Origin of the sequence: Paeniglutamicibacter sp. NPDC091659 (assembly GCF_044756805.1) — a bacterium.
Classification (GTDB): domain Bacteria; phylum Actinomycetota; class Actinomycetes; order Actinomycetales; family Micrococcaceae; genus Paeniglutamicibacter.
Genome location: NZ_JBIVTO010000023.1, coordinates 1 through 13,256 on the forward strand (window position 1 = coordinate 1; position 13,256 = coordinate 13,256).

General features: G+C 63.5%; 15 protein-coding genes. 13 read left to right on the top strand and 2 right to left on the bottom strand.

Annotation, left to right across the window (positions count from 1 at the left end):
* The coding region (locus tag ACIQLF_RS21650) for a hypothetical protein (protein ID WP_400303259.1) at positions 1 to 705 on the bottom strand (705 nt) is incomplete at its 3' end.
* Positions 706 to 711: 6 nt separating this feature from the next.
* Here ACIQLF_RS21650 and ACIQLF_RS21655 point away from each other — a divergent pair.
* The 13 genes from ACIQLF_RS21655 (at position 712) to ACIQLF_RS21715 (ending at position 12,966) form a co-directional block, all read left to right on the top strand.
* Positions 712 to 1,521, top strand: coding sequence for a hypothetical protein (locus ACIQLF_RS21655; protein ID WP_400303262.1), 810 nt, complete (start codon positions 712 to 714; stop codon positions 1,519 to 1,521).
* A 15-nt stretch (positions 1,522 to 1,536) separates the two neighbouring features.
* Positions 1,537 to 2,529 (top strand): HAD-IIA family hydrolase, encoded by a 993-nt coding sequence (locus tag ACIQLF_RS21660; RefSeq protein WP_400303265.1) that lies wholly within the window; start codon positions 1,537 to 1,539, stop codon positions 2,527 to 2,529.
* An 11-nt stretch (positions 2,530 to 2,540) separates the two neighbouring features.
* Positions 2,541 to 2,762 (top strand): hypothetical protein, encoded by a 222-nt coding sequence (locus ACIQLF_RS21665; RefSeq protein ID WP_400303268.1) that lies wholly within the window; start codon positions 2,541 to 2,543, stop codon positions 2,760 to 2,762.
* Entirely contained in the window at positions 2,756 to 3,565 is an 810-nt protein-coding gene (locus tag ACIQLF_RS21670; RefSeq protein ID WP_400303269.1) for a TlyA family RNA methyltransferase, read from the top strand. The genes ACIQLF_RS21665 and ACIQLF_RS21670 overlap by 7 nt, the downstream gene beginning before the upstream one ends.
* Positions 3,566 to 3,622: 57 nt before the next feature.
* Positions 3,623 to 4,657 (top strand): NAD kinase, encoded by a 1,035-nt coding sequence (locus ACIQLF_RS21675; protein WP_400303271.1) that lies wholly within the window; start codon positions 3,623 to 3,625, stop codon positions 4,655 to 4,657.
* Positions 4,654 to 6,387: a DNA repair protein RecN gene (gene recN, locus ACIQLF_RS21680; RefSeq protein ID WP_400303273.1), complete on the top strand. Its 1,734-nt coding sequence runs from the start codon at positions 4,654 to 4,656 to the stop codon at positions 6,385 to 6,387. Before ACIQLF_RS21675 ends, recN begins: the two co-directional genes overlap by 4 nt.
* Before the next feature lie 86 nt (positions 6,388 to 6,473).
* Positions 6,474 to 8,162, top strand: a complete 1,689-nt coding sequence (locus ACIQLF_RS21685; protein ID WP_400303276.1) for a CTP synthase — start codon at positions 6,474 to 6,476, stop codon at positions 8,160 to 8,162.
* Positions 8,163 to 8,166: 4 nt separating this feature from the next.
* Positions 8,167 to 8,832: an NUDIX domain-containing protein gene (locus ACIQLF_RS21690; RefSeq protein ID WP_400303279.1), complete on the top strand. Its 666-nt coding sequence runs from the start codon at positions 8,167 to 8,169 to the stop codon at positions 8,830 to 8,832.
* Between the two features lie 12 nt (positions 8,833 to 8,844).
* The gene (xerD, locus tag ACIQLF_RS21695) at positions 8,845 to 9,948 is read left to right on the top strand and encodes a site-specific tyrosine recombinase XerD (protein WP_400303282.1); all 1,104 of its coding nucleotides are present in this window, start codon (positions 8,845 to 8,847) and stop codon (positions 9,946 to 9,948) included.
* An 11-nt stretch (positions 9,949 to 9,959) separates the two neighbouring features.
* Entirely contained in the window at positions 9,960 to 10,520 is a 561-nt protein-coding gene (locus ACIQLF_RS21700) for an 8-oxo-dGTP diphosphatase (protein WP_400303283.1), read from the top strand.
* Between the two features lie 40 nt (positions 10,521 to 10,560).
* On the top strand, positions 10,561 to 11,067 hold the full coding sequence (locus ACIQLF_RS21705) for an RNA polymerase sigma factor (protein WP_400303285.1): 507 nt from the start codon (positions 10,561 to 10,563) through the stop codon (positions 11,065 to 11,067).
* Positions 11,067 to 12,437 (top strand): hypothetical protein, encoded by a 1,371-nt coding sequence (locus ACIQLF_RS21710; protein ID WP_400303288.1) that lies wholly within the window; start codon positions 11,067 to 11,069, stop codon positions 12,435 to 12,437. Before ACIQLF_RS21705 ends, ACIQLF_RS21710 begins: the two co-directional genes overlap by 1 nt.
* 121 nt (positions 12,438 to 12,558) lie before the next feature.
* Positions 12,559 to 12,966, top strand: a complete 408-nt coding sequence (locus tag ACIQLF_RS21715) for an SHOCT domain-containing protein (RefSeq protein ID WP_400303290.1) — start codon at positions 12,559 to 12,561, stop codon at positions 12,964 to 12,966.
* A gap of 99 nt (positions 12,967 to 13,065) precedes the next feature.
* On the opposite strand, the gene ACIQLF_RS21720 is transcribed toward ACIQLF_RS21715, so the two are convergent.
* Positions 13,066 to 13,256 (bottom strand): citrate/2-methylcitrate synthase (locus ACIQLF_RS21720; RefSeq protein WP_400303292.1); only part of this gene is annotated, 191 nt, incomplete at its 5' end.

Genomic DNA, 13,256 nt, shown 5'->3' on the forward strand with positions numbered 1-13,256 from the left:
GGCTTCAAGCCCCGTGAAGACCGCGGTGGATTCCGTGGCGGCAACGACCGTGGTGGATTCTCCGGTGGCGACCGCCGTGAAGGTGGCTTCAAGCCCCGTGAAGACCGCGGTGGATTCCGTGGCGGCAACGACCGTGGTGGATTCTCCGGTGGCGACCGCCGTGAAGGTGGCTTCAAGCCCCGTGAAGACCGCGGTGGATTCCGTGGCGGCAACGACCGTGGTGGATTCTCCGGTGGCGACCGCCGTGAAGGTGGCTTCAAGCCCCGTGAAGACCGCGGTGGATTCCGTGGCGGCAACGACCGTGGTGGATTCTCCGGTGGCGACCGCCGTGAAGGTGGCTTCAAGCCGCGCGAAGACCGTGGCGGATTCCAGGGTGGCGACCGCCGCGAAGGTGGCTTCAAGCCGCGCGAAGACCGTGGCGGATTCCAGGGTGGCGACCGCCGCGAAGGTGGCTTCAAGCCCCGTGAAGACCGCGGTGGATTCAAGCCCCGCACCGAGACCAGCACCGCTGATCTCGAATCGCTGCGCGACGAAGAGGCAGCACGCCGTAACCACAACCCGGCCGACCTGCGCAGCTCCAACAGCCCGGAACGTGGCCGTTCGCCGGAAATCGACGCCGATGTAACCGGCAAGGAGCTTGACCGCATCACCCGTGCGGAACTGCGCTACCTTGACGATGTCAACAACGAGTGGGTCTCCAAGCACCTGGTCATGGCCGGCCGCTTGATCGCGATCAACCCGGAGCTTGCCTATGAGCACACCATTGCAGCCAGCCGTCGTGGCGGCCGTGTGGCGGTCGTTCGCGAGGCAGTTGGCCTGGCCGCATACGCAGCAGGCGCATGGGCCGAGGCACTGCGTGAATTCCGCACCCACCGTCGCATCAGCGGCAACAACCTGCACCTTCCGTTGATCGCCGATTCGGAGCGCGGCATCGGCCGTCCGGAGAAGGCACTGGAGATCGCGCACAGCGACGTCATCGAGACCCTCGACGCCAACGGCAAGGTCGAGATGGCCATGGTCGCCTCGGGAGCCCAGAACGATCTCGGCAACCTCGAAGCAGCCGTGGCAGAGCTTGAGATCCCGCAGCTGGAACTCAACCGTGCCTTCAGCTACAGCCCGCGCCTGTTCTCGGCCTACGCCGATGCACTGGAAAACGTGGGCCGCACCGAGGAAGCAGCAACCTGGCGCAACCAGATCGCCGTTGCCGAGGAAGCCCTGGGCACCGGACAGTTCGAAGAGCCGGAAATCATCGACTTCGGCGAAGACGACGAGACCGAAGCACGCCGCCCGCGTGCCCGCGACATCGTTGGTTCCGAAGCCCGCGAGGACGAGGCATCGGACGAGGCATCGGAAGAGGCCGCCGCGGTGTCCGACGAAGATGCAGTCACCGAAATCGATGCCGAGTCGCTGGAATCGTCGACCGACGAATCCAACCCGGAGCTCGATGACGAAGACGAAACCATCATCAACGTCAACGGCGCATCCCCGGTCATCGACCAGGACGAAAACGACGAAAAGTAGGAATTCGATCCACCCATGCTGATCTCAGGTTTTGACGCGCTGCTCTCCGATCTTGACGGCGTAGTCTACGCCGGCAACGGCGCAATACCCAAGGCCATAGAGGCCCTGAAAGGGTTGAGCGAGCATTCGGTTGCGTTGGCTTATGTCACCAACAATGCCTCGCGCTCTCCGAAGGCCGTTGCCGCGCACCTGAGTGAACTGGGCGCCCCCGCGTCCGCCGGCCAAGTATTTGGCTCGGCGGACGCGGGAGCCGAACTCCTTGCACAAAAGCTCCCGCGGGGATCCAAGATCCTCGTGGTTGGCAGCTCCTACCTGCGCGACTGCGTCACCGCATTCGGCATGGAGCTGGTCACCAGCCACCGTGACGGCCCGCAGGGCGTCATCCAGGGATTCGACCCTTCGATCGGCTGGAAGGACCTGGCCGAGGCGGCCTTCGCAATCAACCGCGGAGCCGTCTGGGTGGCCACCAACACAGATCAAACCATTCCACGGGCCGAGGGCATCGCCCCCGGGAACGGAATGCTCGTTGCCGCCGTGCAGGCAGCAACCACCGTCAAGCCATTCGTGGCAGGCAAGCCCGAACCGCTGCTGTTCCAGCGAGCGGCCGAAAACTTTGAAGCAACACGCCCCCTGGTGGTGGGCGACAGGCTCGACACCGACATCCTGGGCGGAAACAACGCCGGCTACAGCACCGCGCTGGTGCTGACCGGCGTCGACACCGCGGCCACGGCGTTGGCGGCGCGGACGGCCGAACGCCCCGACTTCCTGATCCGGGACCTGGGCGAACTCTATGTTCCCTATCCGACGATCAAGGCCACCGGATTCGGCATCCGCTGCGGCAGCGCCTTCGCCTCCGTCAACGGCGAGAGCATCACCATCGACGGGGACGAGAACGACCTGAACGCCTGGCGCGCCGCCTGTGCCGCCTGGTGGCTGGCCCATCCGCATGTCGACGAAGCGACCTCCCCGGCGACCGTCTTTGTGCAAACCGTCGGCAACAGGGCGTAAGCTCGAAACCGATGACGACCACCAACAACTCTCCAAACCCGGGCGAGTTCGCGCGCCCGGTCCCGGCCGCGACGCAAGCGACGCATGCCGGTGCAGATCCGGGAACAACGACCGATCTTGACGTCCTGGAATCGCTGGCGGGGCTGCCGGTTGCGCAGCACCTGGCCATCTACGAAGAACTCCACGGCCAGCTTTCGGCCGACCTCGGATCAACCTCACAGGAGCAATGGTGAGCAGGCTCGACCAAGAACTAGTCACCCGCGGGCTTGCCCGGTCCCGGACCGAAGGCGCGCGCCTGATTGCCGACGGCCGCGTATCGATCGGGGGAGTGGCACAGTCGAAGGCCGCCAAGAACGTTGATGCGACAACGCCCATCAAGGTCAAGGCAACCGAGGGCGAGGAATTCGTCAGCCGGGCGGGCCACAAGCTTGCCGGCGCACTTGCAGTGTTCGACCGTGTATCGGTCGACGGAAAACGCTGCCTCGACGCCGGTGCCTCGACCGGAGGCTTCACTGATGTGCTGCTGCGCCGGGGTGCCGACCACGTCGAAGCCGTGGACGTCGGACACGACCAACTTGTACCCGAATTGCGTGCAAACCCGCGCGTCCACGTCCACGAAGGCATGAACGTCCGCTACCTCGATCCCGATAACATCGGGGGAACGGTGCAGCTGGTCGTTGCCGACCTTTCGTTCATTTCGCTGACCCTGGTCATGAAGGCGCTTGCCCGAGCCACGGATCCCGGCGGCGACCTGGTGCTGATGGTCAAGCCGCAATTCGAGATCGGCCGCGAACAGCTTTCCCGCACGGGCGTCGTGAACAGCCCGCTCCAGCGGCGCAAGGCCGTCGACTCCGTGCTCGCCGCCGGGTACGAGGCCGGTCTTTCGGTCCACGGCCTCGCCAGAAGCCCGCTGCCCGGCCAGGACGGGAACGTCGAGTTCTTCCTGTGGCTGCAAAAGGACGCCGAGCGCAACGTAACAGCTTCCGCACTATCCCGCGTCGACACCGGCGCCTGGCCGGACGTTGACTATTCTTAGACTTGTTGGCATCGGATCTGATGTCCCTGGCCTTCGGTGACCCGAGGAAAGGAACGCATGCGTAGGATCTTAGTCCTGACACATACCGGCCGAAACGATGCACTTTCGGCGGCCGTAGATACTTGTTCACGGCTGCGCGAATCCGGCTTGATACCGGTGATGCGCCGGCTCGAAATGCAGGCAGTGCGCAACACCGTCGAGGGGGAGCTCCTTGAGGTGGAGGTCCTCGACGAAGACACCAGCCTTGACTCGATCGACCTCGGAGTGGTCCTCGGCGGCGACGGCAGCGTGTTGCGTGCAGCCGAACTGGTCCGCAACGCGGGCGTCCCGCTGCTGGGCGTCAACCTCGGCCACGTCGGGTTCCTTGCCGAAAGCGAACGCACCGCCCTGCAGGAGACCGTGCAGGCCGTTGCCGACCGCAGCTACACCGTCGAGGAACGCATGTCCATCGACGTCCAGGTGTGGCTGGACAACCGCCGCATCGCCCACACCTGGGCTCTGAACGAGGCTGCCATCGAAAAAGCGAACCGCGAGCGCATGATCGAGGTGGTCATGGAGGTCGACGGACGCCCGCTGAGCACCTTCGGTTGCGACGGAGTCGTCATGGCCACCCCCACGGGCTCCACCGCATACGCCTTCTCGGCCGGCGGCCCCGTCGTGTGGCCGGAGGTCGAGGCCCTGGTGATGGTCCCGATCAGCGCGCACGCGCTCTTCGCCAAGCCGTTGGTCGTCGCACCCACGTCCCGCCTGGCCATTGAGATCCTGACCCGCACCGATGCCCAGGCGGTGCTCTGGTGCGACGGACGGCGCACCATCGAGCTGCCGCCGGGAGCGCGCGTGGAGGTCACCCGCTCCGGAATACCAGTCAAGCTGGCACGACTGAACCAGACGCCGTTCTCGGAACGCCTGGTCAACAAGTTCGAGCTTCCCATCCAGGGCTGGCGCGGACCGGTGGAACCGAAGGACCGGGAAACGGCAACCACGGCACTGCCGATCATCACCCCGCCGCTCCAGGTGGTTGAACCACGCCACCATGGACCCAAGCCGGAATCCGACACAACCGCAGGCAAGGAACACCGGAGGCAGCTGTGATCCAGGAAATCCGAATTAGCGATCTGGGCGTCATTTCCCAGGCGACATTGCCCTTGGGCCCCGGTTTTAGTGTCGTCACTGGCGAAACCGGCGCGGGCAAGACCATGGTCATCACGGCACTGGGGTTGCTGTTGGGCCGTCGCGCCGACGCCGGTGCCGTGCGACATGGTTCCAAGCAGGCGGTTGCGGATGCCACGCTGGTGCTTCCCGCAACGAGCAAGGTGCTGGACCGGGCCGAAGAAGCCGGTGCCATCATCGAACGCTTCGACAACGAAGCCGAGCTCATCATCACCCGGACGTTGTCCGCGGAGGGGCGCAGCCGCGCCTCGATCGGCGGGCGTGCCGCGCCGGTGGGGGTCCTTGTCGAACTCGGCGAAGACCTCATCGCCATCCACGGGCAGACCGACCAGATGCGCCTCAAGGGTGCCGCCACCCAGCGGGCATCGTTGGACAAGTTCGCCGGCGCACCGCTGGGCAAGGTCTTGGCCTCTTACCAAGACGTCTTCGACCGCTGGGGCCAGGCCAACAGCGAGCTGGAGACGCTCACCGCGGCCTCGCGCGAACGCATCCGTGAGGCCGAGTCCCTGCAGGTTGCCCTCGAGGAAATCGACGCGGTCGATCCGCAGCCGGCCGAGGACGCCAACCTCAAGAACGAATCTCTCAAGCTCTCCAACGTCGAGGCGCTGCGCACCTCCGCGAACCTGGCGCACGAGGCGCTGAACAGCGACGCCTACGATGCCGTCAGCGTCATTACGCTCGTGGAAACGGCCAAGCATGCGCTTGACCAGGTGGCGGGCGACGACCCGGAGATGAAGGCGCTGGCCGAGCGGCTCAGCGAAATCGGGATCCTTGCCGCCGAGGCTTCAACCGATCTTGCGGCCTACCTTTCGGATCTGGACTCCGAGGGACCGGAGCGCTTGGCCGCCTTGGAGGAACGCCGTGCGGACCTGAACAAGCTCATTCGCAAGTACGCCCCCAGCGTTGACGAGGTCATTGCCTGGGCCGACGCGGCGCGCATCCGACTGGCCGAGATCCAGGGCGACGACGGACGCATCGAGGCCCTGCAGGCCGAGGCCGAGGCGCTCAAGACCGAGGTCGGGGAGCTTGCCGCCAAGCTCAGCAAGCTGCGTGCCAAGGCCGCCAAGGACCTTTCCTCGCGCGTGACGGCAGAGCTTGCCGCCCTCGCCATGCCGGATGCCAAGTTCGTCGTGGAGATCGAAACGCTCGACGAGCCGAACCGCTTCGGCAGGGACGCCATCTCCATGCTGCTGCAGCCCCATGCCGGCTCGTCGCCCCGCCCGCTGGGCAAGGGCGCCTCGGGCGGCGAGCTCTCACGCGTCATGCTTGCCATCGAGGTAGTGCTGGCCGCGGTTGACCCCGTGCCGACCTTCGTCTTCGACGAGGTCGACGCCGGCGTCGGCGGAAAAGCCGCGGTTGAGATCGGCAAGCGGCTGGCCATGCTTGCCAAGCACGTTCAGGTGATAGTTGTCACCCACCTGCCGCAGGTTGCGGCCTACGCGGACCGGCACATCCGGGTGATCAAGTCTTCGAACGCGGCCGCCGCCGACGGTGCGGGATTCACCGCCAGCGACGTGGTTCTGCTCGATGAGAATGAGCGGGTGCGCGAGTTGGCGCGGATGTTGGCAGGGCAGGAAGATTCCAGCACTGCCCAAGCCCATGCCGAGGAGTTGCTGAGCGACGCGCAAGAATTGGTTAGCTCGCTCTCCTAAATACGTTTTTCCGCCCGCCCCAACCAGCGAGCATGTAGAGTCAATCCCAATAAGCCAACAACGAAAAGGTGATAGGGTAGAACCCCGTGGTGCAGCGTAATCTTTCCCCTGATTCCCGGTCGTCTGAAACGACAAAGCATATCTTCGTCACCGGCGGTGTGGCCTCGTCCCTTGGTAAGGGACTGACGGCTTCCAGCCTCGGTCACCTTCTTCGGGCACGTGGCCTTTCTGTCACGATGCAGAAACTAGACCCGTATCTCAACGTAGATCCGGGCACAATGAACCCCTTCCAGCACGGTGAAGTCTTTGTCACCGATGATGGCGCCGAAACCGACCTCGACATTGGTCACTATGAGCGCTTCCTGGACGAAAACCTCACCGGAATGGCCAACGTGACCACCGGTCAGGTCTACTCCGAGGTCATCGAAAAGGAACGCCGCGGCGACTACCTTGGCGATACCGTGCAAGTCATCCCTCACATCACCGATGAGATCAAGCGCCGTATGCGCTTGCCCGCCACCGAGCCGGGCAAGGGCAAGAAGGCCCCCGACGTAATCATCACCGAAATCGGTGGAACCGTCGGCGACATCGAATCCCAGCCGTTCCTCGAATCCGCACGCCAGATCCGTCAGGACATCGGCCGCGGAAACGTCTTCTTCGTGCATGTCTCCCTGGTTCCGTACATCGGCCCAAGCCAGGAACTGAAGACCAAGCCGACCCAGCACTCCGTTGCTGCGTTGCGCTCCATCGGCATTCAGCCAGACGCCCTCGTGATCCGTTCGGACCGCGAGATCCCGGCGGAGATGCGTATCAAGCTCGGCAAGACCTGCGACGTTGACCCGGAAGCGGTCATCAACTGCGCGGATGCACCGAGCATCTACGACATCCCGGTTGTCATCCACTCGCAGGGCTTGGACGCGTACATCGTTCAGCACCTTGGCATGAAGTTCAAGGATGTGAACTGGTCGAAGTGGAACAAGCTTCTCGACGCCGTTCACAACCCGAAGCACCACGTGGAAATCGCGCTGGTCGGCAAGTACATCGACCTGCCGGACGCATACCTCTCGGTGACCGAAGCACTGCGTGCAGGCGGCTTCGCCAACAAGACCAAGGTCCAGATCCGTTGGGTACCTTCCGACGACTGCCAGACCGAAGCAGGCGCCAAGAAGGCACTTGCCGGCGTTGACGCCATCTGCGTTCCCGGCGGCTTCGGCATCCGCGGACTCGAAGGCAAGCTCGGCGCACTGAAGTTCGCTCGCGAAAACGGCATGCCGACCCTGGGCCTGTGCTTGGGTCTGCAGTCGATGGTCATCGAATACGCCCGCAACGTTGTCGGCCTGGCCGACGCGTCCTCGACCGAATTCGAACCGGACACCAAGCACCCGGTCATCGCGACCATGGAAGAGCAGCTGGCCATCGTTGACGGCAAGGGCGACCTTGGCGGCACCATGCGCTTGGGCCTCTACGACGCGACCCTCACCGAGGGTTCCGTTGTCGCAGAGACCTACGGCACGACCGCAGTGGCCGAGCGTCACCGCCACCGCTACGAGGTCAACAACGCCTACCGTGCACAGATCGCCGAAGCCGGCTTGGTCTTCTCCGGGACGTCCCCGGACGGCAAGCTCGTGGAATTCGTGGAACTCCCACGCGAAGTACACCCATACTACGTTTCCACCCAGGCCCACCCGGAACTCTCCAGCCGCCCGACACGCCCGCACCCGCTCTTCGCCGGGCTGGTAAAGGCTGCTCTGGATCACCAGAACGCTGGCAAGTAACAACATGGCTAAAACAGACGGCGAGGTGCTGAGCGATTCGTTCAGCCCTCGCCGCCTGCTTAACTCCGAGACCGTCTACGACGGGCGAATCTGGGATGTTGTGCAGGAAACTTTCGAGTACGCACCCGACATGGCTCCGTTGGTCCGTGACTTCATCGCCCACCCGGGTGCCGTGGCCGTATTGGTCCTCAACGAGGCCAATGAGGTGCTGATGATCAATCAGTACCGGCACCCCGTGCGCATGAAGCTTTGGGAGATCCCCGCGGGTCTCATGGACATCGAGGGCGAGGCTCCGCACCTTGCTGCTGCCCGCGAACTTGCCGAAGAAGCAGATCTCGTCGCCACCGACTGGTCGGTGCTAGTTGACCTCTTCCTCTCCCCGGGTTCCTCCTCCGAAGCCATCCGGATCTTCCTTGCGCGCAATCCCGTGCCGGTTCCGGAAGACGAACGCCACGAACGCACCGATGAAGAATCGGACATGGAAATCCGTTGGGTCCCGCTTGACGATGCAATCGCGGCAGTTCTCGCCGGCAAGATCCACAACCCCTCGGCCGTGGCCGGACTTCTAGCGGCTGCAGCGGTCCGCAACGACGGGTTCGCCACGTTGCGTCCTTTTGACACGCCGTTTGAAGCCCACCCGCGGCTGCGTTCCGCCGATCCCAAGCTTTAAGGCCGTAATCCAATGACCATCGGCACCGATGACGCGACCCTGCGGTTGGAAACGATCTCTCAGGCGGTTCCGCTCCCTGTAGCGTCGCCGGACGAAACGCTCCGGCTAACTGCCGTGGACGCAACCCAGCGCCTGAAGACAATCCCGGACCCGGTTCCGACACCGGGCCCGGATCCAGCTACTCTGCCCATCGGCAAGCATTTGGCGACCTACCTTCAGCATCTGGCCATTGAACGCGGCATGGCCAAGAACACCGTGAGCGCCTACCGCCGGGACCTGTTCCGATATGCGCTCTTTTTGCATGCACAAGACGTGACGGACCCCGGTGAGGTGACGTTGCAGCACCTGACGAACTTCGCCCAAGCCGTGCGCGACGGCGCAGACGGCGCGGCACCCTTGAGCGCACGCTCCGCAGCCCGCGCCATCGTTGCCGTGCGTGGCCTCCACAAGTTCTGGGAACTCGAGGGGTTGACGCTCACGAACCCTGCGGTGGACCTGCACCCGCCGACCGCCGGGCGGCGGCTGCCCAAAGCAATCAGCGTCGATCAGGTCGCGGCCATCATCGAATCGGTTTCGATCGATACGTCCGCAGGTTTGCGAGACCGCGCGATCCTAGAATTCCTCTATTCCACAGGGGCGCGTATTTCCGAGGCCGTCGGGCTCGACGTGGATGACTTGCATTTGGAACGCCCGGCACAAGGTCCCGCCGTGGTCCGCCTCTTCGGCAAGGGTTCCAAGGAGCGGATCGTTCCGTTGGGCTCATACGCGCTTGATGCACTCAACGCCTACCTGGTGCGCGGCCGCCCCGAACTGGTCGGCAAGGGCAAGGGGACGGCGGCGTTGTTCCTCAACCAGCGCGGCGGCAGGCTTTCACGCCAGTCGGCGTGGACGGTGCTGAACAAGGCCGCGGAACGGGCCGGCATCGAACAAGACGTTTCCCCGCACACCATGCGGCACTCCTTCGCCACCCACCTGCTTGAGGGCGGCGCGGACGTCCGTGTTGTGCAGGAACTCCTGGGCCATGCCTCGGTGACCACAACGCAGGTCTACACCCTGGTCACCGCCGACACGCTGCGCGAGGTCTACGCGGCGGCACACCCGCGCGCCCATAGTTAGGACCCGCCCTCATGGACGCCACGAAACCTTCGATGCCGACCCAGGTCGTGCTCTGCCTTCCCGTCTTGCGCGGGCTCAGCGGAACGCAAGTCCTCTTGGGCTTGAAGAAGCACGGATTCGGTGCCGGGCGGGTTGTTGCACCCGGCGGGAAGATCGAGCCGGGGGAGAGCCCCGTCCAAGCCGCCGTTCGTGAGCTGCACGAAGAAACATCCGTGGTCGCTGAGTTGGAATCGCTGGAGCCTGCCGCCCGGGTCTACTTCCGGTTCCCCTATGTGCCAGCGGCCGATATGGACTGCACAATTTTCCTGGCAAGAGACTTCACGGGCCCGGCCAAAGCCACGGACGAGCTCGAGCCGGCCTGGTACCCAGTCGGGCATTTGCCGTTGGAGAAAATGTGGGACGACTCGGCCCTCTGGTTGGGTCGCCTGCTCACGGGGGAACGCTTCGACGCGCTAGTGGTCTTGGCAAAAGACAATGAATCCGTTGCACGTTTTTCCACGGTAAATTGGCCCGATAGCAAAATGCCAAGTCAGCCTGCAACCAATGCGGACTTTCCGGACATTACACAGTAGAAGGCCGGTAAACCACTGGCCTTGATTCGGGGGAGGGCCAGTGGAAGCGCGCACCGCATTGGACGTGGAAGAACTGCACAGACTGTATGCGCAGAACGTCTACAGGTACGCATATCGCCGTGTCCTGGATATCGAGTCGGCCCGGCAAATCACCAACGACGCCTTTCGCCTTGCCTGGCAACGCGCAATTCCCGTGGGACCCGATGCGCTGCCGTGGCTCCTGGTCACGACCAAGAACCTTGTCAGCAATGAAATCCGGTCACTGGGCAGGGAACAAATGATGGCACTGAAGATTGCGACCCAGCATGTCACGGGACTGAGAAACAACGAGTCACAGCTGGGCGAACAGGTCCAGGCGGTGCTGGAAACCCTTCGTGAGAAGGACCGCGAAGTGCTCATGCTCGCGTACTGGGACGGGCTCTCGACCAGCGATATTGCTGCGCTGCTGGAATGCTCGGTCGAATCCGCCAAGTCCAGGCTCTTCCGGGCCCGCAAGGCATTTGAACGCAAGGCACCAACGAGCACGTTGAAGGGCGGCAACAAGTAATGGACAACCTCGAGATCCTCATCTCCGACGCCGATCCAGCCAAGCGGCACAACGTCGGCGGCCCCGGACCGCTCCAGCTACAGGTTCCGGGCCCGGTTTTTAACCAGACCCCGCAACCCATAGGCGACAGCAAGCTTTTCCGGGGATGGCGGATCTTCGCGGCTGTCTCGACGATCGCTGCCGTTGCGGCCGGCATTGTTGTGTGGGCGCCGTGGGAGGCGCCGAACGCAACGGGCCCTGCCGGACGCACGACCTTGGTTCCGGAAGATCCGACGGCGGGTCCATCGGAAAGCGCCTCCACCGACGATTACATGGTGTCGAAAACCGACTACGGGCTTCCCAACTTCCTGGTCCCTGCGCACCAAGACGTCTATTTCCAGGACAACGATGCCTGCAATGCCCTGGATCTGCGGACCATCAAACTCGAGAAGTTGGATGGCAGCCACGCCGCGCTTCCATACGACGCGAATGCCTACCCGGTCGTTGGCTGCATGGACGACTATGCGGCGGTCCAGAGCACGGACCTGGCATTTGCGAACGGCTACAACGCGGACGGCGGTTCGGGAATCTACATTGCGCGCTGGGTCGACGGCGCGTGGATTGTCGACGAACAACAGAGCCGTGGGATCAACAACTCACTTGGATTCCCGGTCATGGGATGGCCGGACCTGAGGGCGATGGGAAATCCTCGTGATTCGGCCAGCAAACCCGAGCAGCTGGAACGGCTCCGGAAAATGGGTCTCGATGACAAGGGCATCGTCCGCCTTTTGGGTCCCGATACCGCGTCTTGGATGGGCAAGGCTGCCTCCAATGAGTTCCACGAATACTCGAACACGTTGCTTTCGATCACCTACCCGTACTGGGAGTTGAAGGAATCAATGTTCGACGAGGGCGGAAACCCCATTGCCGACGACGTGAAGAGCGACCTGACAGAAGCGGAACGGTACGAACTGCAGGCCTTTGATATCCGAGGCAAGCAGGTCCTCAAGCTGGTGAGCGTGAAGAATGGCTCGCTTTTCGAGCCGACGGATTGTTCCGATCCCGAAACGAGCTACAGGCTTGACGGCGAATCGCAGAGCGGGGTCATGGCGGATTCGGGACCGCTCAAACTTGCCCTGATCACCAAGGTGACTACAGACGGCTACGAACATTCATGGGTGGGTTTGTTCCCGGGCGACATGCCAGCCACCGGCAGGGCCTGCGACGTGCGTCTTGGTGTTGACCGGAAGGATCGCACCCTGTTCGCCACCGAATGGGTCGGCCCCATGGGATTCAAGAACCAGGCCGAACGTGATGCCTACCTGAAGTCGCCCGAGTACACGGACGCGAAGAAGGTTGCCTCGCTCTTGACCCTCGATCACGTCGGATAGCCCGGCACTGCGGATCCGACCTGCCTGCCGATCCGAAACGGGACAGGTGGGACGGCGCGCTGCTTCTAGAGTCAACGAATACACACTGGCCTTCGGCATGCTGGGCTCGTATCCTCGGGGTATGGACCAACATGCGATTCCCGAGGACCAGGTTGTATTCCGCTTGCCGGCAAACCTTGGCAGGAACACGCTGCGGGTGGCTCGTGCAGTGGCACCCGTCGTGGTGATCTTCGGCGGTCTCTCCCTGATGGGCGTCGCAGATGCGCCGCTCTTGAATGCGGTCGGTTTGGTGACAGCGCTTCTGGCCCTGATGTTTTGGGTGACCGGTGCGATCACACACAAGAGAAGCACTCGGCAACGTCCCGAACGCCGAGCCAGGAAGCACCGGGGATATGCGGCAGCAGCAGAGGCGAAAACCGGTTCGCGCTCCTTGGTGCAAGACCTGGCACTGCTGGCAGCCCTTCATTCGCGCGGGCAAATCACCGATGCCGAGTTCGCATCCATCAAGGCGAAGCTGCTGGCGAGTTGAGACCCAGGGCCGTTGGTCGATTCCGGAACCCTCGGAGGACAACGACGAGAGGTGTGCAGCCAAATGGCTGCACACCTCTCGTCGTTGTCTGGCTCCGGGCTAGAAGGAGCGCTGCTCCGGGCCGTTGTAGGCCGAGAGCGGGCGGATCAACGCATTTGAAGCGCGCTGTTCCATGATGTGCGCAGTCCAACCAACAATGCGCGAGGCAATGAAGATCGGGGTGAACATCTCGGTGTCGAAGCCCATCAGGTGGTACGTCGGGCCGGCCGGGTAGTCGAGGTTCGGCTTGA

Coding starts and splice junctions, on each gene's coding strand:
- ACIQLF_RS21710 (WP_400303288.1), top strand. CDS start 11,067: ATGGACAACCTCGAGATCCTCATCTCCGACGCCGATCCAGCCAAGCGG.
- ACIQLF_RS21665 (WP_400303268.1), top strand. CDS start 2,541: ATGACGACCACCAACAACTCTCCAAACCCGGGCGAGTTCGCGCGCCCG.
- ACIQLF_RS21715 (WP_400303290.1), top strand. CDS start 12,559: ATGGACCAACATGCGATTCCCGAGGACCAGGTTGTATTCCGCTTGCCG.
- ACIQLF_RS21675 (WP_400303271.1), top strand. CDS start 3,623: ATGCGTAGGATCTTAGTCCTGACACATACCGGCCGAAACGATGCACTT.
- xerD (WP_400303282.1), top strand. CDS start 8,845: ATGACCATCGGCACCGATGACGCGACCCTGCGGTTGGAAACGATCTCT.
- ACIQLF_RS21655 (WP_400303262.1), top strand. CDS start 712: ATGGCCGGCCGCTTGATCGCGATCAACCCGGAGCTTGCCTATGAGCAC.
- ACIQLF_RS21700 (WP_400303283.1), top strand. CDS start 9,960: ATGGACGCCACGAAACCTTCGATGCCGACCCAGGTCGTGCTCTGCCTT.
- ACIQLF_RS21670 (WP_400303269.1), top strand. CDS start 2,756: ATGGTGAGCAGGCTCGACCAAGAACTAGTCACCCGCGGGCTTGCCCGG.
- ACIQLF_RS21690 (WP_400303279.1), top strand. CDS start 8,167: ATGGCTAAAACAGACGGCGAGGTGCTGAGCGATTCGTTCAGCCCTCGC.
- ACIQLF_RS21660 (WP_400303265.1), top strand. CDS start 1,537: ATGCTGATCTCAGGTTTTGACGCGCTGCTCTCCGATCTTGACGGCGTA.